The 23,324-nt window shown below is 47.9% G+C and carries 21 protein-coding genes and 3 tRNA genes; 8 read left to right on the top strand and 16 right to left on the bottom strand.

Annotated elements, in window-relative coordinates; genetic code table 11:
* Positions 1–115: 115 nt before the first annotated feature.
* Entirely contained in the window at positions 116–703 is a 588-nt protein-coding gene (locus PRUTH_RS03980; RefSeq protein ID WP_151172575.1) for a Maf family protein, read from the top strand.
* Here the strand turns inward: PRUTH_RS03980 and PRUTH_RS03975 are convergent.
* Together PRUTH_RS03975 and rluC are read right to left on the bottom strand one after the other, a co-directional pair.
* Positions 692–1,342, bottom strand: coding sequence for an HAD-IA family hydrolase (locus tag PRUTH_RS03975; RefSeq protein ID WP_257221028.1), 651 nt, complete (start codon positions 1,340–1,342; stop codon positions 692–694). The genes PRUTH_RS03980 and PRUTH_RS03975 overlap by 12 nt on opposite strands.
* Positions 1,335–2,291 carry a 23S rRNA pseudouridine(955/2504/2580) synthase RluC gene (rluC, locus tag PRUTH_RS03970; RefSeq protein WP_045978430.1) on the bottom strand — a complete coding sequence of 319 codons (957 nt, stop codon included), beginning with the start codon at positions 2,289–2,291 and terminating at the stop codon, positions 1,335–1,337. The genes PRUTH_RS03975 and rluC overlap by 8 nt, the downstream gene beginning before the upstream one ends.
* 637 nt (positions 2,292–2,928) lie before the next feature.
* On the opposite strand from rluC, the gene rne reads away from it, so the two are divergent.
* Positions 2,929–6,153 carry a ribonuclease E gene (gene rne / locus PRUTH_RS03965; protein WP_151172574.1) on the top strand — a complete coding sequence of 1,075 codons (3,225 nt, stop codon included), beginning with the start codon at positions 2,929–2,931 and terminating at the stop codon, positions 6,151–6,153.
* Between the two features lie 101 nt (positions 6,154–6,254).
* On the opposite strand, the gene yejK is transcribed toward rne, so the two are convergent.
* Entirely contained in the window at positions 6,255–7,265 is a 1,011-nt protein-coding gene (yejK, locus tag PRUTH_RS03960; RefSeq protein WP_151172573.1) for a nucleoid-associated protein YejK, read from the bottom strand.
* A gap of 62 nt (positions 7,266–7,327) precedes the next feature.
* Between yejK and PRUTH_RS03955 the strand changes: the two genes are divergently transcribed.
* The 6 genes from PRUTH_RS03955 to PRUTH_RS03930 all read left to right on the top strand — a co-directional run bounded on the left by PRUTH_RS03955 (position 7,328) and on the right by PRUTH_RS03930 (position 12,704).
* A complete protein-coding gene (locus PRUTH_RS03955; protein WP_022945968.1) occupies positions 7,328–7,540 on the top strand; it encodes a YejL family protein in 213 nt (70 codons plus the stop codon).
* Positions 7,541–7,544: 4 nt separating this feature from the next.
* The gene (locus PRUTH_RS03950) at positions 7,545–9,035 is read left to right on the top strand and encodes a DUF3413 domain-containing protein (RefSeq protein ID WP_151172572.1); all 1,491 of its coding nucleotides are present in this window, start codon (positions 7,545–7,547) and stop codon (positions 9,033–9,035) included.
* 97 nt (positions 9,036–9,132) lie between these two features.
* Positions 9,133–9,633 (top strand): DUF4124 domain-containing protein, encoded by a 501-nt coding sequence (locus PRUTH_RS03945; RefSeq protein ID WP_151172571.1) that lies wholly within the window; start codon positions 9,133–9,135, stop codon positions 9,631–9,633.
* Positions 9,634–9,698: 65 nt separating this feature from the next.
* Positions 9,699–11,405, top strand: a complete 1,707-nt coding sequence (gene aceK / locus PRUTH_RS03940; RefSeq protein WP_022945971.1) for a bifunctional isocitrate dehydrogenase kinase/phosphatase — start codon at positions 9,699–9,701, stop codon at positions 11,403–11,405.
* A 61-nt stretch (positions 11,406–11,466) separates the two neighbouring features.
* Positions 11,467–12,405 (top strand): LysR family transcriptional regulator, encoded by a 939-nt coding sequence (locus PRUTH_RS03935; RefSeq protein ID WP_022945972.1) that lies wholly within the window; start codon positions 11,467–11,469, stop codon positions 12,403–12,405.
* Between the two features lie 14 nt (positions 12,406–12,419).
* Complete coding sequence (locus PRUTH_RS03930) at positions 12,420–12,704, top strand: hypothetical protein (RefSeq protein ID WP_151172570.1); 285 nt, start codon at positions 12,420–12,422, stop codon at positions 12,702–12,704.
* Between the two features lie 784 nt (positions 12,705–13,488).
* On the opposite strand, the gene PRUTH_RS03925 is transcribed toward PRUTH_RS03930, so the two are convergent.
* From PRUTH_RS03925 to ruvC, 13 genes are all read right to left on the bottom strand, one after another.
* Positions 13,489–13,579: transfer RNA gene (locus tag PRUTH_RS03925), tRNA-Ser, on the bottom strand.
* Positions 13,580–13,681: 102 nt separating this feature from the next.
* A complete protein-coding gene (gene nadA / locus PRUTH_RS03920; RefSeq protein WP_151173694.1) occupies positions 13,682–14,725 on the bottom strand; it encodes a quinolinate synthase NadA in 1,044 nt (347 codons plus the stop codon).
* Positions 14,726–14,867: 142 nt separating this feature from the next.
* Positions 14,868–14,943, bottom strand: a tRNA-Lys gene (locus PRUTH_RS03915).
* A gap of 184 nt (positions 14,944–15,127) precedes the next feature.
* Positions 15,128–15,203 (bottom strand) — tRNA-Lys (locus PRUTH_RS03910).
* A 186-nt stretch (positions 15,204–15,389) separates the two neighbouring features.
* Complete coding sequence (ybgF, locus tag PRUTH_RS03905) at positions 15,390–16,175, bottom strand: tol-pal system protein YbgF (RefSeq protein WP_045978437.1); 786 nt, start codon at positions 16,173–16,175, stop codon at positions 15,390–15,392.
* Between the two features lie 17 nt (positions 16,176–16,192).
* Positions 16,193–16,726: a peptidoglycan-associated lipoprotein Pal gene (gene pal / locus PRUTH_RS03900; protein ID WP_151172569.1), complete on the bottom strand. Its 534-nt coding sequence runs from the start codon at positions 16,724–16,726 to the stop codon at positions 16,193–16,195.
* Between the two features lie 122 nt (positions 16,727–16,848).
* Positions 16,849–18,195: a Tol-Pal system beta propeller repeat protein TolB gene (gene tolB, locus PRUTH_RS03895; protein ID WP_371741523.1), complete on the bottom strand. Its 1,347-nt coding sequence runs from the start codon at positions 18,193–18,195 to the stop codon at positions 16,849–16,851.
* Positions 18,196–18,213: 18 nt separating this feature from the next.
* Positions 18,214–19,146 carry a cell envelope integrity protein TolA gene (gene tolA / locus PRUTH_RS03890; protein ID WP_151172568.1) on the bottom strand — a complete coding sequence of 311 codons (933 nt, stop codon included), beginning with the start codon at positions 19,144–19,146 and terminating at the stop codon, positions 18,214–18,216.
* Position 19,147: 1 nt separating this feature from the next.
* A complete protein-coding gene (tolR, locus tag PRUTH_RS03885; protein ID WP_022945137.1) occupies positions 19,148–19,573 on the bottom strand; it encodes a protein TolR in 426 nt (141 codons plus the stop codon).
* A complete protein-coding gene (gene tolQ, locus PRUTH_RS03880) occupies positions 19,560–20,261 on the bottom strand; it encodes a protein TolQ (RefSeq protein WP_022945138.1) in 702 nt (233 codons plus the stop codon). Before tolQ ends, tolR begins: the two co-directional genes overlap by 14 nt.
* A gap of 798 nt (positions 20,262–21,059) precedes the next feature.
* Positions 21,060–22,067 carry a Holliday junction branch migration DNA helicase RuvB gene (gene ruvB / locus PRUTH_RS03875; protein ID WP_022945140.1) on the bottom strand — a complete coding sequence of 336 codons (1,008 nt, stop codon included), beginning with the start codon at positions 22,065–22,067 and terminating at the stop codon, positions 21,060–21,062.
* A gap of 13 nt (positions 22,068–22,080) precedes the next feature.
* Positions 22,081–22,701, bottom strand: a complete 621-nt coding sequence (gene ruvA / locus PRUTH_RS03870) for a Holliday junction branch migration protein RuvA (RefSeq protein WP_138547490.1) — start codon at positions 22,699–22,701, stop codon at positions 22,081–22,083.
* A gap of 2 nt (positions 22,702–22,703) precedes the next feature.
* On the bottom strand, positions 22,704–23,225 hold the full coding sequence (ruvC, locus tag PRUTH_RS03865) for a crossover junction endodeoxyribonuclease RuvC (protein WP_022945142.1): 522 nt from the start codon (positions 23,223–23,225) through the stop codon (positions 22,704–22,706).
* Positions 23,226–23,324: the final 99 nt, after the last annotated feature.

The raw sequence follows: 23,324 nt of genomic DNA, 5'->3' as shown, positions 1-23,324 counted from the left end.
CTGCATCATATAGATAGTTACTAGTAGAGTCAAAATAAAATTCGACTTTCCTTTTGTTTTTCGCCCGATTGCGCCGTATTCTAAGGCCGATGTTTAACAAATCGATGATCGGGCCATGAAATTAGCTTTTATCTTAGCCTCTAGTTCGCCATTTCGGCAGCAATTATTAAAAAAAATTATCCCTGAATTCACTCATTTTTCCCCAGATATTGATGAAACACCTGAACACAATGAAGCCCCTGAAGTATTAGTACGTCGCCTCGCCCTCGCCAAAGCCAATGCCGCGCAACAACACTATAACAAAGGCATCGTAATAGGCTCTGATCAGGTCGCTGTGCATCAAGGTGACATTTTAGGAAAACCGCATACGGTTGCTCGAGCTCAGCAACAACTGGCGCGCTTTAGTGGCGATGAAGTCACCTTTTTAACTTCGCTGGCATTGCTTGATTTAGAAACGGATAAGACCCAGGTGGTTGTCGAACCTTTTACGGTGCAGTTTCGCACCCTAAGCGAGCAGCAAATTGCCAATTACATTGCTAAAGAGCAACCGCTTAATTGCGCAGGCAGCTTTAAAAGCGAAGGCTTAGGAGTTTGTTTATTTGCCCGCATGCAAGGGAATGACGCTAATAGCCTAATAGGGCTGCCGCTGTTGCAACTCAACACCATGCTACTGAATTGGCAAATTGACCCGCTAGCGCTGTAATAACGTACGCAACTCGCTGAAATGATCGACGGTTGCAACGGGGGAAAACTGTTGCAACTGCGCGGCATTATGCACCCCGAAGGTGACTCCCACGGCATCGACCTTAGCATTAGCCGCCAGCTGCATATCAATTTGCGTATCCCCAATCATCAGTGCTTTATCGGCACTGACATCACACATTGTTAAAATTTGCTCGAGCATATCGGGGTGTGGTTTTGAATGAGCCTCACAACTGGTGCGCGTATACTCAAAGTAATCAGTCAACTGAGACTCAGCGAGTAAGCGGTCTAAACCCTTGCGGCTTTTACCCGTTGCCACTGCCAGCCGATAACCCTGGCTTTTAAGCGCTGCAAGGGTCGTTTCAACCTCAGCAAAAAGCGGCGTTGGCGTATTATCTTCATACACATAATGATGTTTGTAGCGCGCCACCAGGTCGGTGTGGAGTTGACTGTGCTCGGGAAATAATGTGGCAATCGCGGTTTCTAAGCTCAACCCGATAATATTCTTGGCCACCTCATCGGTGGGTTCTGGCACGCTAAAATGACGCGCAGCGCCTTGCAGGGTGGCAACAATTTTGCCTACCGAGTCCATCACCGTGCCGTCCCAATCAAAAATAATAAGCTCTTTGCTGTTAAGCACGACGTAACTTCTCCAAGCAATGCGTTAATGCCTTGTCTAACGGTGCTTCAAGTGCCAAAGTGGTTTCCGTTTTAGGATGAATAAAACGCAGCTCGCGAGCGTGCAAGAATAAGCGGTTCAGGCCCGATTCGCGCATCGCGGTATCAAATACTTGCTCGCCATATTTATCATCACAGGCAATCGGATGGCCTTTGCACTGGGTGTGCACGCGGATTTGGTGGGTCCGCCCGGTCACTGGCGATGCCTGTACCAAGGAGCACTGTTCAAAACGTTCGAGCACGCGAAAACGAGTATGGGACGCTTTACCCCGTTCATGGTCAACCCGCACCACTCGCTCACCGGATTGCAGAGTGTTTTTATTGAGCGGCTCAGTCACATTGCGCACCTTAGCATCCCATTGTCCGGCAACCAGCGCCCAATAGTTTTTCTCCATGGTTTTTTCTCGCAGTTGCTCATGCAAGCCTTTTAACACCGCGCGTTTTTTAGCAATCAATAAACACCCGGAGGTGTCACGGTCTAAGCGGTGCACCAATTCCAGGCTCTTCTCCTGCGGTCGCAGCGCTCGTAACGCCTCAATCAAGCCAAAACTTAAGCCACTACCACCATGCACCGCCATACCTGCGGGTTTATTGATGACAATAAGATACTTATCTTCGAATAAAATAGCGTCTTCGAGCTTGCTCACTTTATCAAGATTAGTAGGTACCTGCTGCTCTGGACGCTCGGCAATTTTTATCGGCGGAATGCGCACCGTGTCGCCGCTTTGCAGCTTATACACCGGCTTCACCCGCTTTTTGTTCACCCGCACTTCGCCTTTGCGCAAAATACGGTATACCGCGCTTTTGGGCACCCCTTTTAGTTTGGTAATCAAAAAGTTGTCGATGCGCTGTCCGCTGTAGTCTTCATCGACTGTTACAAAGCTTACCTGAGTGCCTATGGAGTCTTTCATTGCCTAATCACTGATTTGAGTCATAATTTAGTTGCTAACGCAGCGGTTTTAATGGGATAATCCAAGCACGTAAAACCACCGTTAAGCGGTAGTTGTTTACGTTGCCATTGGCTTAGGCCAAACTTGCGTGAAACACATTCTGGGAAAGCGATCATACAGATTCGAGCTCGTATTTCCACAGCTTTTATCACCCAGAACCCACGTGACGGCAGTAGCAAGCAATGCGCGTAATAGATTGCTTCGCTGGCTGCGACCGCAAGTGGCAAGCGCCCAAAAGGGCAAGCGGAAACGAACAATAAAACGATGGGTTTTTGCTTTGATTAAGCACATGCTTAGGGCAAATACCACTAATGTAGACAATGAACATAATGCTATCGACCACCGTGAAGGTGTATCGGTAAAAACGACACAGTCATCTTGTTGAAGATAAACTGCACTGCGTAAAGTCCACGCATTGAGCGTGGCAAATAAGGCCCTATTGGCCGCTATTTTTATCGCCAGTTGCAACACAAGGTGAAACTAGAACGTTAAGCTTTTGCGTTAAAAGCCCAGTCGTGAGACTGCACCGAAGACAAAAATAAGAGCGCCGAAAGACCTAAGTGGTCGGGCACTATGCACAGAATTTAAGAGTAACAATATGAAACGTATGCTAATCAATGCGACGCAGCAAGAAGAAATGCGCGTTGCACTGGTTGATGGCCAGCGCCTGTATGATTTAGATATCGAAAGCCCTGGACACGAACAAAAAAAAGCCAATATTTACAAGGGTAAAATTACCCGTATCGAACCTTCACTTGAAGCCGCTTTTGTTGATTATGGCGCCGAACGCCACGGTTTCTTACCTCTAAAAGAAATCGCTCGTACTTACTTCCCTAGCGGTTATACCTTCAACGGTCGCCCAAACATCAAAGACGTGATCAAAGAAGGTCAAGAAGTCATTGTTCAGGTTGATAAGGAAGAACGTGGTCAAAAAGGCGCGGCTCTGACTACCTTTATTAGTGTTGCTGGTAGCTACCTTGTACTGATGCCGAATAACCCTCGCGCCGGCGGTATTTCTCGTCGCATTGAAGGTGAAGAGCGTGCCGAATTAAAAGACGCACTTAGCCGCTTAGATTTGCCTAAAGGCATGGGGTTGATTGTCCGCACCGCTGGTGTTGGTAAATCATTCGAAGAGCTTGACTATGACCTTAAGGCCCTGCTGGTTCACTGGCAAGCAATCAAAGAAGCAGCCGATAGCGATAAAGCCCCTTTCTTGATTCACCAAGAAAGCAACGTGATTTTCCGCGCTATTCGTGATTACTTACGCCGTGATATTGGTGAAATCCTAATTGATAAGCCAAAGGTATTCGAAGAAGCCAAAGCACATATTGAGCGCTTCCGCCCTGACTTCATGAGCCGTGTAAAGTTGTATCAAAACGATGTGCCTTTGTTCACTCATTACCAAATCGAAAGCCAAATTGAGTCAGCGTTCCAGCGTGAAGTACGCTTACCATCAGGTGGTTCAATCGTTATTGACCCAACTGAAGCCCTGACGTCTATTGATATCAACTCGTCAAAGGCAACCAAAGGCAGTGATATCGAAGAAACGGCCTTGAACACCAACTTAGAAGCAGCCGATGAAATCGCCCGCCAACTGCGCCTGCGTGATCTTGGTGGTCTGATCGTAATCGACTTTATCGATATGACTCCTCCACGTCACCAACGTGAAGTAGAAAACCGCTTAAAAGACGCTGCACGCCAAGACCGTGCCCGCGTGCAAATCGGTAAAATTTCACGTTTTGGTCTGTTGGAAATGTCGCGTCAACGTTTGCGCCCTTCTCTTGGTGAAGCGAGCCAAGGCACCTGCCCACGCTGTAGTGGCCAAGGCACTATCCGCTCAAACGAATCCATTGCGCTTTCAATTTTGCGCTTGATTGAAGAAGAAGCAATCAAAGACAACACCTCGCAAGTAAATGCCCAGGTCCCTGTTGCCGTCGGTGCTTACCTGTTAAATGAAAAACGCCGCAGCGTACAACGAATCGAAAAACGTCATAACTGTGATGTAGTGATCATTCCAAACCAACACATGGAAACACCTCACTATGAAGTAGTGCGTTTACGTAAAGATGAAACCTTAGAAGCGGCTAGCTACGAGCAGATTGCTGAGCCTGAGGCGGAAGCAGTCGAGTACTCACGCGCACCTGTCGCACCGAAGCGCGAAGAACCGGTGCTTAAGGGTGTGGTTATGCCGAAGGATCCGGCGCCAGTGAGCGCCCCTAAAGCGCAACCCAAAGCCACAGAAGAGCCAGGTTTACTAAGCCGTATCGGGCAATGGTTGAAGAGCTTGTTTAGTGATGAGCAAGAGCAGCCAGAGCAAGATAAGCAACGTAAACAACAGAGCAATAACGAGCGTCGTGGCGGTGGTGATCGTCGCCGCAATAACCAGCGTCGTCGTAATAACCAATCGCGCAATAAGCCAAAAGGTCCGCGCACGCAAAACGCCGAGGTTACTGAGCAAGACAAAGACAAGTCTGAAGAAAGCAATAATCGAAACGAGCGCGGTGGCGAACGCGGTGGTAATCGCAATAAGCGTCGTCGTGGCGGTCAAAATCGTCGTCGCGATAACCGTAACGACAACAACACCACCAATGAGCAAGAAAATAAAGATGTTGCGAACACTGGCAAGGACACGCAAAGCGACGAGCAACAGCAAGCGAAGCCAAAGCAGCGTCGCCAACGCCGCAACCTGCGTAAGAAAGTACGTGTAGAAAACACTCAGAACAACACTGCTAGCGAAGAGAAGCCAGTAGCTGCTGTTGAAAACCCTGAGCAGCAAGCAGCTGTGGCTCAGCCAGAAAAGGCACTTGAGAAGGCGGATAAGCCAACCAAGCCAACGCAAGGTAAAGAGCAAAAGCAGCAAGAGACTGCGAACAAGCACAATGATGTGGCTGCAAAGAAAGCATCGCTTGACGAAGCACCGCAAACCATTGACGAGCAAGCGCAGAGCAATGAGCAAGGTGAAGGTGAAAAAGAGGGTCGTACCCGTACTCGCCGCTCACCACGTCACTTACGCGCTGCGGGTCAACGCCGCCGTCGTGATAAGCAAGAAGGTGACAGTGATTCACCGGCATTTGTACCCGTCGCAGATCAAGCCATGGCTGAGCAGTCGCAACAACCAAGTGATGACACGCCAAAGCAAGTGAAAGACGATACAAAAACGACTGCAGCCACTGACAACGCAGCAGCAGAGACAGCGCCAACTAACAGTACGCAAGAGACCGCTGAGCAGGCCCCGGCTATAGAAGCTGAAGCAGCTCCGGTTGCGGCCGTGCAAGAAGAGACCGCTCCTGCCGCTGAGCAAATCATCGATACTGATGAGCCAGCAGCCGAGGGACAGCCTGAGCAAAGCGTTGCTGAGGTAGAATCTGGAGAACCTGCGCAGCAGCCTGAGACTGAAGTCGCTGAAGCATCCGCATCTAGCGAAGCGAAACAGCCTGAGAGCGAACCGCAAGCGTCATTAGAGCCAGAAGATAAGCCGTCAGTTGAACCTGCACCCGCAGCCGTTGTTAAGCAAGAAGCGGCTGAGCCTTCAGCTGAGCCACAGCAAGCGGAAACACCCGCTGTAAGCAAAGCTTTAGGTCATGCCAGTGCGCCTGCGACACAACCACAAGCGGTCGCATTGGTGGCTGCTTCTGAAGTGCCGAAGGCCATGCCAAGCGAAGCACGTATGACGCTTCAAAGTAGCACATTGAAGCCTGGTTCGGTTGCACCGGTAGGCCATGCTTATGCCGATGCAGCAACGCCGAAGACAGTGTCGACTGACACCAAGGTGGCACACGCTGCACACCAAGATGAGCATCAAGCACAGACGGTCAACGACTAAGGCGCTTGTACCATCATAAAAAAAGCCGCTGTTTTCACAGCGGCTTTTTTGTATCTCTATAACGCTCAGTTACCAGTGGACGTTAACCCCACTGCATAATACTAAGACTCATCACCGAGCTGATCGAGTTGGTCTTTTAAATTCGGCGGCACGCCCTTGATAGTCAATGTGTCGTTGACTGGGTCATAAATCACTCGCTCACCTAGGTGCTTGCGCTCAAACCCCACGCTCACGCCGCCACCCATGCCCGAGAGTTTAACCATGCCGGTCACGGTCTTTTTATCCACCGGGAAAGATTCAGCCAAATCATAGCTTTGCTGCTCGTAAAAGCTGTTAAAGCTTTGCTCATCATCTTTGCTGATGGCGCGCCCTATATCTTCAATGTTGGCATCTTCACCACTACTGATTCTGTCGCTACAGTAGTCAAACACCTCGCGACGACGCTCATCTTTTTCTTCTTTATCTAGCTCTTGCTCGCTTAAGTAATCTTCTACGGCGCTAAGCATAGAGCGACTTTGCTGCTTCGGATCAATGCCCTCTTCGCAACCTAAAAAGTCTAAAAAGAAGTCGGCCACTTTGCGCCCAGCGCGACCTTTAATAAAGGAGATATAGCGATTATCCTCGGGCTGTGTATCCCACGCGGCAAGGTCAATACGCGCTGCCAATTGCATACGGGTAATATCTAAATGGCGAGACGCCGCCAAATCAAGCTCGGAGGTAATAGTATAATGCTCTTTAATATTAATAAGCGCGATTAAAATATAGTCACTGGCGACATATTGATAATGGCAAAAAACTAAATAACCACTTTCATTGAAAGCGTATTTATCGAGCTCTTCTTTTAGCACACTCGCCGCTTGCTCGGTAACCTGCCAAAATCCCAACTCGTTGTTTCGATAACTTTGCATACTGCTGGCAACCACACTGCTTTTCTCAGCGCTGAAGGCGCAAAAGCCTTTTCCAGGTTTACCGTTATAAGCATGGTGGAGCTGTTCAATAAACACGTTTACACGATCATTAATTGGCATTTCGTCGTTGCGCAAATGAATTTGGGTACTGTCGTCTTGTTTGTCGACGTAGTGCACAACCAGCTTTTTAACCTCAGTGCTCATCTTTGTTTTTCACTCCTGCGGTGTTAAAATACAAGAATATATAATCAGTATGAAATCCACCGATGCCAGCGTTATCTAAATATACTAATGAAGAAGTAGAACAACTTGTCGACCAGCTAGTTGCTGTCCTTGCCGAAAAGAAGGCGCCGGTAGATTTAAGCCTGATGTGTTTGGGCAATACTATCACGCATATTATTAAAGAGCATGTGCCCGAAGCAAAAAGGGCCTCAGTTGCACAAAACTTTGCCAACGCCCTTGCCGACTCGGTAAAGTAAGGTAATGAACTTATCTGCGCAAAATCAATTCGCCTCAAAAGCGAGTCAGCTTCTTGCTTGGGGCCATTGGTTTACCTTGGCGAATATTGGTCTTGCGCTGGTTATTAGCCTTGCCTATCTCTTTGCTGATGCCGCCCCAACAACAGCTATTGGCAGTGTTTATATGGTGGTTACGTGGCTCAGCCACACCGCCTTTATTACCTTTTTAGCCTTTGTGCTGACTATTTTCCCACTGTCACTTATCTTCCCCTATCCCAGACATATTCGCGGTATGGCCTCGGTACTTGCCACGGCAGGTATGACGCTACTGGCGGTCGATGCGTTTGTGTATTACAACCTCGGGTATCATCTAAATTACAGTGCACTGGGGGAGATCTTATCGTTATTTTGGCGCAACGTAACCAACACGCCCGCGTTGTCGACCTTGCTGGTGAGCGCCCTAATTTTGATGATACTCGCCTATCAGTTGCTGATAAGTAATTATGCTTGGCATCACCTAGCGCAGTTAAAACGACTTCGTTTTGGCCGATATATCTCCGCTTCGTTGGTGCTGTGTTTTGCACTAAGCCACAGTATTCATATTTGGGCGGACGCTGCACTCGAGTTTGATATTACTAAACAAGACAATATGTTACCCCTGTCTTATCCGACAACAGCCAAGTCGCTACTGGCAAAAAACGATTTATTAGATCTTGAGCAATATGAGCAAGCACGCCAGGTTAATGTTAACGGCCCCACTGTTAGTTTTGTCATGCCCGCAACCTTACCGAGCTGTGAACTTGATGCCGATGCGCCGCAAGTCGATATTCGGGTGTTCTCGTCCACCCAGCAACTAGCCGAGTTTGTCGCTGCAAACCCTGCACTGCAACCTGCAGCAAAGCTACTACACCCGGTTGCCAAGCAAGATGCATTGTTCAATTTAGTGTATGGGCTGCCTAGCTACTACCGTCAGAGTCTCACTAAAGACAGTATTGACCCTCTGTGGCGTCGCACGCCTATCACCTTCGATACCAATATCGATGCCTACCGTTTTATCCACAGCGATCCGTCGCCTCGAGTGCGCATCGATCAGGATAATACCGCACCACTTGATGGCCAACGTAAGGTGTTTGCCTTTGCTCTGGAGGCTGAGCACCCTTCTCGTATCACCGCTATTTCACAGCTATGGAGCAATGACCCTCAGCTACAACAGAGTACGCTCATTGCCCAGCCACAAGATATTATCGCCACAGTGCTGAGCGAATATTGGGGCTGCGATGAGTTAGCTCGCGCCGCCCTTATCGCTAACAGCCTGACTCACGCTGACGCCATGGCGAATATCAATTACTCACAGGGCGTATTTATTGCCATGCGTAAAGACCGCATTACGCTGCTCAACAGCGACGGTAGTTATAAACATATTTCTGCCACCGAGGGCTTTGGCGTTGATCAACAGCTTGATATTCCCTTCCTTATTCAAGGCTTAAAACAGCTGAAGAAATTCAACGCTCAGTAGGTACTGCTGAGCGTGACTGATTGAACCTTTTTCATACCTTAGTATTGCTTTAGTGACATTCATTTTTAGTTCATCTATATTAAAAAATGAATGAGGTATGATCAGAGGTATCAAAGTGACAAAGAAAAGAGTTATTGCCACTGCCTTGGCAATGTGTGCGGCCGCCGCTACACAGGCTACGGCTAATACCGTTTACTATAAATGCGAGACAAAAAATGGCACGACGTTTAGCCAGTTTCCCTGTGATGAGCAGGCACAAGAGCATGAAGTACGTCACTCTAATGTCGAAATTAAGCCGCTTGATAACAACTTTTCGAAGCAACTTACCGAGCTACAGTTAGAGCAGCGCCGAGACAATATCGAACTGCAGTTACGTTCAACTAAACACCGACTGGTTATTTTAAAACGTGAACGTAGCGCTAAAACACTCGCCGAAGAACAGCGTTTAGAGCGCTTAATGTCTGATGATGAGCGCAAAGCCCTGAAAAAAGAAGTTAATGCTAACATCAAGGGGATTGAGCAGCGCTACAATGAACGCATTAAGCAAACGGAAAAGCGTTTGGCGCAATTAGAAAAGTCGTTAAAAAAATATCAATAAGGCTTGCACCATAGCTTGCCCTTGGCATAGTCTAGTTTAGAGCTTCTACTCTAAGAGGGATCCCAGTGCAAGCACAGGCCGTAGCGCAACGCATTCTTGATGGCTTTCACCATCACTATCAGTTGTTTCAATCAATAACAGCTCAGGCTCCTGCGGCTTTTGCTGAGCGCGATTGGAGCCAAATGCGCGCCATCGCCAGTAAGCGTATTAGTTACTACGATAAACGCGTGAATGAGACTGTAGCGCAGCTTCGCGATTGCGTCGGTGACCCGGCTGAGCAGGCCAGTTTGTGGACCCAAACCAAAGAATGTTACCGCGCTTTTCTCACTTTTCACCCTCAAGCAGAGCTGGCCGAAACCTTTTATAACTCGGTATTTTGTCGCTTGTTCCATCGCAAGTATTACCATAATAACTTTATCTTTGTGCAAGCCACGCTTGCCGATGCTCCCGCGCTCCCAGTGGAAGCCGAATATCGTAGTTATTTTCCGGTCACCGAGGGGCTTAAGCCGACTATTCGCAAAATCATTACGCAATTTGAATTTGGCTGTGCGTTTGCCAATCTCGATAGAGACATTCGTTTATTAGTGAAAGCCTTTATCAAACAAGCGCCCGAGACCCATGTGCAAAGTTATCAAATGCGCTTTGATATTTTACAAGCGCCCTTTTATCGCGGCCAGGCCGCCTATATTGTCGGTCGAGTGGTTTCGCAAACAGGCACGCAACCCTTTGTCATCGCCGTGCTTCATGATGGTAACAAGGGCCTGTATATTGATGCCTTGCTGACTCGGTCGTCGCAAATGCGGGTCATTTTTGGCTTTGCCCGTGCTTATTTTATGGTGCAAACCCATGCTCCTTCGGCGCTGGTGCACTTTCTCAATCAGTTGATGCCCGGTAAAACCAAAGCTGAGCTCTACAATGCCATTGGCTTTCATAAGCAAGGTAAGACAGAATTCTACCGCGAGTTACTCGAGCATATGGGTCACGCTCATGAGCAGTTTGAATTGGCCGCCGGCACCCCCGGCATGGTGATGATGGTATTTACCCTGCCCTCGTTTCCCTATGTGTTTAAAGTGATCCGTGATCGCTTTGGCTCAAGCAAGCCCTTTGGCCGTAAAACAGTGCTCGAGCGCTACCAGTTGGTTAAGCGTCATGATCGTGTTGGTCGCATGGCAGACACCTTGGAATATTCAGATGTTGCTTTACCTTTGAGCTGCTTTAGCGCGCCACTACTTGAGGTGTTTAAGGCGAGTATTGCCAACTCTATTCGTATTGAAGGCGACATGCTCATCATCAAGCATTTGTATATTGAGCGCCGTATGACGCCGTTGAACTTATACTTACAGGAAGTGGATAGTACTAAAGCCGCACAAGCCATTGATGAATACGGCCAAGCACTCAAAGATATGATTGCCGCCAATATCTTTCCCGGTGATATGTTATTAAAAAACTTTGGCGTGACGAAACATCGCCGCGTGGTATTTTATGACTATGACGAAGTGCAGTACCTCACTGATATGCAGTTTCGCGAGCTTGGCCATGACGATGCCTGCGGCGAAGAAAGCACTTTGTCGGTCGCACCTAACGATGTGTTCCCCGAGCAGCTAAGCACCTTTGTATTACCCAACCCGGTGCACAAACAAGCACTACTGGCAACTCACCCTGAGCTTCTCGACCCCGCTTACTGGCGCCAAGCACAAGCTAAAATCACTCAAGGTGAGTATAAACAGGTTTATCCCTACCCACAGTGCCAACGCTTTATACATCATTGGTAGTGTGTTTTCTTAGCCACCTTTAAGCTACACTAGGCATAAATAATAAAAATGGCAGCAAGTAATGAATATAAATAAGATTGATTTAAATCTACTCGTCTATCTTGATACTTTGCTTCGCGAATGCAATGTCACAAAGGCCGCGAACCAGTTGAGTATTACTCAGCCGGCAATGAGTAATGGTTTAAAACGCTTACGAAATCTGCTTAATGACCCGCTGCTGGTGCGCACCAGTGAGGGCATGGTCCCCACTGAGCGCGCACTGGAGCTGCAACCCGTGATCCGTGGCGTGCTCATGACGTTAGAGGAAACGCTAGCGCCGAATCGCGACTTTGAGCCGCAAAGCAGTAAGCGTGTGTTCCGCATGATGGCCAGTGACTATGCAGCCAGTACTTTGGCTCCACGATTACTGAGTAAGCTACATGAGGAAGCCCCGGATACCACTTTGGATATTCTTACGCCCAGTGATGTGACCTTTCATGATGTTGAAAATGGCAAGGTTGATATGGCGCTTAACCGTTTTGAAAAACTGCCTCAGTCGTTTCATCATAAACGTATCTGGAAAGACAGCTTCTCGTGTTTGGTCAAATCAGACAACCCGATTTTAAATAACTTTAACCTCGACAGTTATCTTCATGCCCGCCATATTTGGGTCAGCAAAACCGGTTTTGGTGTGGGCGTGGGTATGGACCCAGAGGATGTACAAAAACTCGGGTGGGTGGACGAAGCCTTAGCACATTTTGGTAAGCATCGGAATATCGCCACCTTTACCCGTAATTACCACGTGGCTATTCATTTGGCCAAGGAGCAAAATCTCATTGCCACCTTGCCCTCCAAAGCCGCAAAGATTTATAAAGACGATCCCGGGCTCACCATTTTAGAGCCGCCTTTCCCCATTGCGCCTTTTGAGTTGGATATGATTTGGTCGCCGCTATTACATCGCGACGTTAGCCACGTATGGTTACGGCAAAAAATAGCTGAAGTCGCTGATGAACTAGCTTAATCGAAGAGACTACGATGCAATACCTTAAATCAGTCGTTGTAGCCACGCTGTGTATCATCTCTAGCGCCTGCGTAGTGGTGCCCAGCGACACCCCTTATGTAGAGCGTAAGTGTGAGCTCTCGTCAGACAAGAAGACTTTGCGCATTGTTAACGTAGCTGAAGAGACGAACACTTATTATTCCCTCTCTGGGATATTACTCACGCCGATACTTCTGCCCGCCACCGCCATTTTCTCTGGTGGCTATGTCGCCGTTAATAACGTATATCACCTCGGTGAGCAGCAGATAAAGTGTGAGTAGGGAGTAGTAATGTGAGCAGCAATGCGCAAGCATCTCTGTCGGTTGGGGCTTTAGCCTGACAACCGCAAGGCCAACGCCTTGCCTACAACACAATCCCCTTTGGTTTGGGCTTTAGCCTGACAACCGCAAGACCCATGCCTTGCCTACAACACAATCCCCCTGTGGTTTGGGCTTTAGCCTGACAACCGCAAGGCCAATGCCTTGCCTACAACACATTCCCCCTGTGGGTCGGGCTTGAGTCGGACAATCGCAAGGCCATTGCCTTGCCTGCAACACACACCCTGTGGGTCGGGCTTTAGCCTGACAACCGCAAGGCCAATGCCTTGCCTACAACACATTCCTGTAGGTTTGGCTTGAGCCTGACAACCGCAAGGCCAATGCCTTGCCTACAAACATCCCCCCTGTGGGTCGGGCTTTAGCCTGACAATCGCAAGGCTAATGTCATGCCTACAACAAACTCCTGTAGGTCGGGCTTGAGTCTGACAAATGCAAGCCTATGCCTTGCCTACAAACAATCCCCTGTTGTGGGTCAGGCTTGAGCCTGACAATCGCAAGGCCATTGCCTTGCCTGCAACACACACCCTGTGGGTCGGGCTTGAGCCTGACAACCGCAAGGCCAATGCCTTGCCTACAACACAATCCCCTGTGGTTTGGGCTTTAGCCTGACAAATGCAAGCCTATGCCTTGCCTACAAAGTGAAGATTGATAGATGGAAAGAAGCTTGCGACCGGACACTGAAACAAAAACGCCCAGCATAACGCTGGGCTTTTTTGTATTAAATTAATGGCGGAGAGGGAGGGATTCGAACCCTCGATACGCTATTAACGTATACACGAGTTCCAGTCGTGCGCCTTCAGCCACTCAGCCACCTCTCCGCACTTTTCGCTGCCTTGGCAGCGCCGCATATACTATGCAATCACTGCCGGGGTTGCAAGGTGTTTTTAAGAAAACCAAATCAACTGGTTAGTAAAACACCGTTAGCGTGCCATGGCAGCGGTGAAGTCTAGCATGCGATTAAGCGAGCGCAGTGCGCCTTGGCGCAGTTCCATGTCCACAAACACCTCTTTGCCTTGCGGATCGATAAGCGCTTCCTCAATGGCTTTGAGGCCGTTCATGGCCATCCACGGGCAGTGGGCACAACTTTTACACGTTGCGCCTTCACCTGCAGTCGGTGCTTCAAAAAACTCTTTCTCTGGACACAGCTGCTGCATTTTATAGAAAATACCGCGATCGGTGGCAACAATAAACTTCTTGTTATCCATAGTTTGTGCCGCTTTGATAAGCTGACTCGTGGAACCTACAGCATCAGCAAGTTCTACTATCTCAGCAGGTGACTCAGGGTGCACCAAAACCGCTGCATCAGGGTGCAGCGCTTTCATATCTTTGAGCGCTTTAGTCTTAAACTCATCATGAACAATACATGCACCATTCCACATGATCATATCAGCGCCGGTCTGATTTTGAATGTAGCTACCTAGGTGCTTATCTGGGCCCCAAATAATCTTCTCGCCTTCGCTGTCTAGATGCTCAACGATTTCTAACGCACAAGATGACGTAACGATCCAATCAGCGCGCGCTTTTACAGCCGTTAAAGTATTCGCATACACGACTACTTTACGGTCAGGGTGCTGATCGCAAAAGCGGCTAAATTCATCGATTGGGCAACCCACATCCAATGAGCAAGTTGCCTCTAGGGTGGGCATGACCACGGTTTTTTCTGGAGTTAAGATCTTCGCTGTCTCACCCATAAAACGCACACCCGCTACGATGATCATATCAGCGCTCTCTTGGCGCGCGCCGAAGCGAGCCATCTCCAACGAGTCTGCTACGCAGCCGCCGGTCTCCTCTGCTAGGGCCTGGATCTCTGGATCGGTATAATAATGCGCCACTAACACTGCATTTTTTTCTTGCAGTAATTGTTTAATGCGCGCCTTGTGCTGCTGTTTCTGCTCATCAGAAAGAGGAGCTGGCTTAGGAGGAAAAATATAATCCTCCGGCATGATATTCTCGCTGATACCCATACTGGTCAAACTACATCTACATTGCAAAAGTATTGCCGTAATTATACGAAACTATGACGCTAAAAAGAAGCAAAGATCTGCGCTACGACTAGATTCTTGTGCGCTTAATTATAAGAAGTTGGGTAATAATGAGAAAAGGGGATGGTGGGTCATGATGGATTCGAACCATCGACCAATGGATTAAAAGTCCACTGCTCTACCAACTGAGCTAATGACCCATACCGAGTTTTAATGCCATTAATTCATCCTGAAGCGGTGTTCCGGCTCGTCGTCCTGACTCGCTTTCACGGACCATCGAAACAATATTTCGATGTTGACTGTCCAACCAACTGAGCTAATGACCCATAACTGGTGTCTTTCAATATTTGAAAGTGCGCTACGCATGTAGCTGATGATGTAAAGTGGTGGGTCATGATGGATTCGAACCATCGACCAATGGATTAAAAGTCCACTGCTCTACCAACTGAGCTAATGACCCATTTTGTCGTTATTTGCGCAGCGTTATCCCCGAGGGGTTATCGTCTGCTGCGGGCGCTTATAATACTTATTTAAAAACCAAGTGCAATACAAATGCTCGGTTTTTTTTAGTTTTTCCGCTTAGTTGCCTAATTTTAGACCGCTTTAAACAGCCTGCGGTCTAAAAGCAAACACTTAGCAAAATCTGCTACAACTTACTAACACGCTCGGTCGCTAATTTAGCGGCTGTGGTGTTAGGGTACTCAGCAATCACTTTATTAAACAATTGCTTCGCTTTGGCGAGTTGACCTTGCTGTTGTTCCAAGGTACCCAACTTAAGCATCGCATCGGCACGCTTATTAGAATCAGTATATTGATTCACCACGGTTTCGAAGTGGCCCTTGGCGCCGCTCGTATCACCTTTAATCGTCAAAAGTTGACCTAACCAATAATGTGCGTTCGGCACATATACTGACTCTGGATAGGTTTGCAGAAATGCTTGAAACTCAGGAATAGCTGCATCGTAGCGCTTGTCCTGCATGATCAGCTTGACCGCTTTGTCATACGCTTCATTTTCCGACAGGTTGCTACTCATCGGCGCGGCACTGTTGGCAGCGCTATCACTGGTGGTCGCGGCACTGGACGTACTGTAACCATCATCATAGCTTGGCTGTTGCTGCTGCGAATAAGCGGCGCTAACACGGTTTTCTATTTCTTGATATAGCTCGCGTTGACGTTGCAGCACCTTTTCTAGCTTGTAGCTGTGCTCTTCGGTGACGCCACGCAACTGACTCACTTCATCTTGCAACAGATCCAGTTGCTGTTGTAGGTCGGCTTGAAGCAAATTGCGAGTTTGCATCATTTGCTCTAAGCGGCTTAAACGTTTTTCGACACTTGATTCACTGGCAGAGGCCTCTGAAACAGGAGCGGGAGCAGCCCAAACTTGGGTGCTCCCGCTCATGAGTAAGGCTGCCAAAATAATTTTCGGCTTCATTGTTACTCTTTTAAATTTTAGTATACCAAGACTGCACGGCGGTTTTTGGCGAACGCTTCTTCGTTACGCGCTTTAACCATCGACTTCTCTTCACCGTAGCTAACAACAGACATTTGGTTAGGGTTAACACCTAAACTCTGTAGGTATTTTTCTACAGACTGACCACGGCTTTCACCTAGTGCAATGTTGTACTCTGGCGTACCACGCTCATCTGCGTGACCTTCGATAAGTACTTTTACAGAAGGGTTCTGCGTTAGGAACTGAGCGTGAGCTTGTAGCAATTCAGCATACTTGCTCTGAATGGTTGCCTTGTCAAAATCAAAGTAAATGATTTGCTGTTGACGAAGCGCTTCATACTTTTCGCGCAGCTTCTCTTCTGCTGTTTTCTCGCGTTTTACTGTTTCCACTTCAACTGTATCAGTTGTTTGGGTTTCAACTTGATTTGTCTCGTTGGCTTGGCCTTCATCTTGGCTAGATGAAGAACTACATGCCGCTAGCGTCATAACTGGCACTGCAATAAGCAGACCTTTAACTATTTTTTTAAGTTGCATTGAGTAGATTCCTATTATCAAAAAGTGAAACCAGCACCTGATTTTCAATTTGTCTTAATATAGTAAGCAATTTACATAAAATTCAAGTTTATGCGTCCAAAGCTGACTATACCCTGAGCGAATTATAAAAACGGTGACCAAGCTGGTGCTTTTACTTGTCCATCAAGTACGGGTAAACGCGCTTTAAACCGACCATCCATTGAAACCAAAGCCAATACATTTTTGTTGTTATGCATCGTGCTGTAAATAATCATGGAGCCGTTGGGCGCCACGCTCGGCGACTCATCCAGACGTGTACGTGTAAGTACCTGGAAGTTGCCTGATTCAAGATCCTTCTTAGCAATGTGATAACGGCCCAGCGTCCGATTTACCATCACTAAGTGCTTGCCATCGGGCGTAACTGAGCCATTTAAATTCATATCACCGTCGAACGTCATGCGTTTCACTCGGCCTGAATCTAAATTTAACTTATAAATCTGGGCATTACCACCCCTTTCCGAGGTAAACAGGAGCTCTTTGCCGTTTGGATGCCAAGTTGGTTCGGTATCGATACTACGGTGGCGAGTTAAACGACGCTCTTGCTTTGTTTGTAAGTCGTACAAATAAAGCTCAGTAGCACCGGTGCGGTCTTTTGATAGCACCATAGCTAGTTTCGTGCCATCAGGCGAAAATTGCGGGGCACCGTTGATACCTGGGTGGCTGGTGACTAACTGTCGCTGGCCTGTATAAATATCTTGGATATAAATCTGACTTTGACGATTTTCAAAGGTGACATAAGCCAGTTTATTGCCATCAGGTGACCATGAGGGTGACATCAGTGGCTCTTTAGAACGCAGTAGTACCTGCTCGTTATAGCCATCGTAATCCGCCACAACAAGCTGATAAGGCTTATCATCTTGGTCACGTACAATCACGTAAGCGATTTTAGTTAAAAATGCGCCGCGCTCGCCCGTTAACGCCTCGTATACGACATCGCTAATGCGGTGACCGTAACGGCGGAAGTTTTGCGCCGTGATGACCGTTTCCCGAGCGTCAAGTACATGGTCTTGGCTTTTGATTAACTTACCGTTGTTGAGAATGCGTGTCTCGCCACCGGTTATTTGCCCACGGAGCACGTCGATTAGCTCGTAACTGACCAGGTATCGGCCGCCATTTTGTTGCTGTACACGACCAACAACAATGGCTTCCACCCCTTCTTGAACCCAGGCACTGTAGTCCACATCAGCATCAGTACTTGGGCGCTGTGGCATGTTAATGCTGGCGATAGGCTTAAACTTACCACTGCGACGCAAGTCAGCGGCGACCACTTCACTAATGCGCATCGGCATTTCACCGGTGCCTTCGTAGGCAAACGGCACCACAGCGATAGGTCGGGCACTGTCGACCCCTTCAGTAATAACAATTTCCAACGCTGCATTAGCCCATAGACTGACGCTAGCTAACATGGAAATAAACAGGTATCGGCACATCTTTACCATGGTGTTCCCCTAAAACTCTGGTTTAACCGTTAAGTTAATATCTTTTAATTTTTCAAATACATCACGATCTTTGGAGACCGGTAAGGTATCGGCACGGCGCACTGCACGAACCGCAGCTTCACAGACTTGCTGGTCGCCACCGAGTGAACTGACACTGGTGACCAAGCCGTTGAATGCCAATTTAATGTTTAATCGACACTCTTTACCACGGTAGCTCTGATCTAACAGCAAGTTTTGCTGAATGCGTTGGGCGATAAGAGCGCGGTATTTGTCCACTTCCGACATCACTTGCTGTCGACGCGCTTTCGAGCGTGCCGCTTGCTCGGCAGCCAATTGCTCTTGCAGCAGTTGCTCAGCCAGCGCTTTTTGTCTTGCTTCTTCAGCCTTGCGGGCAGCTTCTTGCTCTTTGCGTTTACGTTCAGCTTCGGCCTTGCGCGCTGCTTCTTCTTCCTTGCGACGTTTTTCAGCAGCCGCTTTAGCCGCTTGCTCTGCCTTTTCTTTTTCCTGCTGGGCTTTACGTGCTTTTTCGCGCTCTTTACGCTCTTGCTCTCGAGCACGTTTAGCTTCGGCCTCAGCCTGTTTACGTTCACGCTCTTTGGCTTGACGCTGCCGCTCTAACTTTTTGATCTGCTCGGCTTCGGCCTCACGCTGTTTGCGGGCGGCGGCGGCGCGTTCTTCCAACTCTTTAATACGCTGTTGCTCGGCACGCTTTTTGGCTTCCTCTTTCTGCCTAAGATCAGCGAGGCGTTGCTCCACTTGTTTTTGATCAACAGACACGGCGCTAACTGCTTGCTCTGGCGTATCTTCATTACTCGGTGTATTAAGAGTCACTTTCAAGATTTCAGGTGCTGAATCACGAAATAAACCCACGCCCACCAAAACACCAATAAGCGCAAGGTGTAAAGCGAGGGAAATGAGAAGTGGCGTTTTATACTGCTGCATGCTAATCCTCAAACGACTCCGTCATTAAGCCTACCTCGGGTACCCCGGCGTTTTTCAAAAAGTCCATTAATAGCAGTACTTCTTGATAACTGACGCGGCCTGATCCTTTAATCATCACTGGAGTATCGGGGTTTTGCTCTAACTTGAGCTTGATGACAGCGGCGACATCCACCGCTTCCATCGGTGCTTCGGGGTCAGTACCAACACTCACATAGTACTTACCATCGGCGTCGATAGAGGCAATAATCGGCGGTGCATCTTTAGTTTCCACCAGCTCGGATTTTTCCATCTTTGGCAAATCAACTTTGACTCCGTGGGTGATAAGTGGTGCTGTGGCCATAAAAATTATCAGCAGCACCAACATCACGTCGATGTAAGGAACAACGTTGATCTCTGCGACCGGACGACGTTTCTTACGCTGATACATTCGACTTTACCTCTTGGGTGATCGCTTGGCGATGAAGAATATTGGAAAACTCTTCCATAAAGTTGGCGTAATGCGACTCTATTTTCTCAACTTTATTGGCAAAGCGGTTGTACGCAATAACCGCAGGGATGGCTGCAAACAAGCCCATTGCAGTAGCAATCAAGGCCTCGGCGATACCCGGGGCGACCATTTGCAGTGTTGCTTGCTTTACTTCACCGAGGGCGATAAAGGCAGTCATGATCCCCCACACGGTACCAAACAAGCCAATGTAGGGGCTGATTGAACCTATGGTTGCAAGGAAGGACAAGCTTGTTTCAAGTTTTTCAATCTCACGAGAAAGTGCCACACGCATCGCACGATGTGCGCCTTCGGTGACCATACCCGCAGAATGAACATTATTCTTTTTGTGTCGTGCAAATTCTTTGAAGCCTGAGGTAAATAACGCTTCTAGTCCTTCACTTTTATTGCCACGCGCCGAAATCTCACTGTAGAGCTTCGACAAATCAACACCTGACCAAAAACGCGATTCGAACTTCTTGGCGCTACTAAGCGCATGGCCCAAGGTTTTACGACGCTGAATGATGATGGCCCACGATATTACCGACAGAGCTACTAAGGTAAGCATCACCAGCTGTACTAAAAAGCTGGCTTTTAAAATAAGATCAATAAAATTTAATCCTGAATCCACGTCTTTTCTCCTGAGGCGCAGTTTACAACTTCCACGTGTCTTTGAGCACGACACAATGGGCACTAGTGTAACCAGTCGTTGTAGCGCTGACAATGGCCTTGCCACGAATTGCTACAAACCCAAGTTAAACACCTAAATAATGATGCGATGTAAAAAAGTACACGCCATTATTGGGCTTTAAAACCCTAACAAAAGTTCAAATTAATTGCGTTTTATGCACTTTGTGCGCATAAGCTTTCATTTGCCAAAATATCTACACGTTAGAAACTAGTAAATCTAATAGAACAAAAAAAGCACAAAAATAATATTTCCCTTTAATATCAATATTAAGAAAACATAACCCCATACTTTACGATGAAAATTACCATCTTAAAAAACTATTCAATATTAGATTTTCTTATCCGAAAAATATAATTTTTCTAGTTTGATTAGGGCCCATTTAGTCCGTAATATTCACCCTGTACTGAGCTAGCGCAACCAATTGAGCTCTTATGCACAGTTCAAGAGGTGGTTTCTGATTCCCCACCTCGGCCATTGATTGATTAACTTTAGCGTTGCTCATTCACTTGGCTTATTTGGATTTACTTCCTTCAACTTGTTGTTTTGCCCGCTTTGTTAGCGGGCTTTTTTTTGCCTGCAATAAGATACCAAGCACAGCTTAATCTGTTGTGAATTACTCTGCTTTTAATAAGCTTTATGAGGCGAGCAGCTTGATAGCGTCGACCTAGACTTGGGTGTATTGGGAAGAGAATGAGGCAGGTTGGGCCGAGCCAAAACGCTCGGCATGGTGTGCCAGGGTTAGTCTGTTGTTTTACTGAGACCAAAATGCGCATAGGCATGATCTGATACAATCCGTCCTCGCGGCGTACGCTGGATAAAGCCTTGCTGTATTAGATAGGGTTCAATCACATCTTCTATGGTTTCTTTTTCCTCGCCGATGGCTGCTGCGAGATTATCCAGCCCCACCGGCCCGCCCATAAACTTTTCTATAATCGCTAACAAGTATTTACGGTCCATATAATCAAAACCGCTTTTGTCTACATCGACCATATCGAGCGCTTGTGCGGCAATATCAATGCATACACGACCATCACCTTTAACTTCAGCAAAATCTCGCACTCTACGCAGTAGTCGATTAGCTATGCGGGGAGTCCCTCGCGAGCGCTTGGCGACTTCTAAAGCGCCCTGCTCGTCAACTGCTAAACCTAAATGATCGGCGGAGCGTTTGACAATGGCGGCAAGGTCGGCAACGGAATAAAACTCCAAACGTTGCACAATACCGAAACGATCGCGCAGTGGAGAGGTCAATGAACCTGCACGGGTCGTTGCACCAATTAAAGTAAATGGCGGTAAATCAAGTTTAATCGAGCGCGCTGCGGGGCCTTCACCAATCATGATATCGAGTTGATAGTCTTCCATGGCTGGATAGAGTATTTCCTCAACATGCGGACTCATGCGATGAATTTCGTCGATAAACAGCACATCATGAGCTTCTAAATTAGTCAGTAAGGCGGCGAGATCGCCGGCTTTCTCCAACACTGGACCGGAAGTCGTTTTAATACTCACATCGAGTTCATTAGCAACAATATTGGCTAACGTGGTTTTACCTAACCCAGGGGGACCAAATATAAGGAGATGATCTAAGGCCTCGCTACGTGAGCGTGCGGCCTCGATAAAAATATCCATCTGCTGTTTAACATGAGGTTGGCCGTGATAGTCGGCCAATAACTTAGGCCGAATGGCTCTATCGACCACATCCTCATTACCCTGTACCTCTGGCTCAATCAGCCGATCCGCTTCTATCATGATGGTATCTCTGTTATAGCATCGCTTTGAGCGCTTGCTTAATCATTTCTTCGGAGGCCATGCCTGGCTTCGCGACTGCTTTTACCGACTTCACTGCCTGAGCATTTTTATAGCCCAGAGCTTCAAGTGCGGCCACCGCATCGTCTTGGGCATGACTCGCGACCAAAGTATCGCCATTGGGCGCATCTATTGGTGCCGCGTCAGTGTGAGGGGTAAATAAGTCAGGACCCCAATCTTTAAGCCTGTCTTTCATTTCTAACACTAACCGCTCTGCGGTTTTTTTGCCAACGCCAGGAAGCTTTACTAAGGTGCTTGCATCGCCATGATGAACGCAATGGATAAATTGCTCTGCCGACATTCCCGATAAAATACCTAGGCCTAGTTTAGGCCCTACCCCATTGGCTTTTAATAATTCACGAAACAGGGCACGTTCGTTTTTGGTGTTAAACCCAAATAACAGCTGCGCATCCTCTCGCACCACAAAGTGGGTATACAAGGTGACCTGTTCACCACACTCGGGAAGTGCATAAAAGCAACTCATGGGGAGGTTGATTTCATAGCCAATGCCTGCTGCTTCCACTAACACTTCAGGGGGCTGCTTCTCAACCAACAATCCTCTAATTCGTCCTATCATTGTTACCTCAAGCGTCCGCGCACGGTTTTACGTGCTTGACCGGACAGTTTTATTAAGTTTTGTTGTGAGTGACCATGGCACATGGCAATAGCCAAGGCGTCGGCGGCATCTGCTTGCGGCGTCGCTGGCAGCTTCAAGATATGCTTCACCATGTGTTGTACCTGTGCCTTTTCCGCAGAGCCCCGCCCAACCACAGCTTGTTTCACTTGCCGCGCGGAGTATTCTGACACGTCAATATCGGCCAAGGTGGCGGCGACAATGGCTGCGCCCCGGGCTTGCCCTAGCTTTAATGCCGAATCAGGATTGTGGGCCATAAACACTTGTTCTATGGCAAACGCGGTAGGATTAAATTGCTCAATGAGTTGGCTGACGCCTTGGAAAATCATTTTTAAACGCAACGGGAAGGCGTTATCACCTAACTTAATACAGCCACTGCCCAAGTAATGGAACTTATGCCCTTGCTGCTGCACGACACCATAGCCGGTAAAGCGCGAGCCGGGGTCAATTCCCAAAATTATACTCACCCACTGACCTTATTATTATTCTCGCTTATGGAAATGGTAACTGTATGTATGACCAGTGTAAAGCTGAAGCATAAAAAAAGCGGCCTGAGCCGCTTCTTT

This window comes from Pseudoalteromonas ruthenica, assembly GCF_008808095.1.
Classification (GTDB): Bacteria; Pseudomonadota; Gammaproteobacteria; order Enterobacterales; family Alteromonadaceae; genus Pseudoalteromonas; species Pseudoalteromonas ruthenica.
This window is presented reverse-complemented; position numbering and strand designations above follow the sequence as displayed.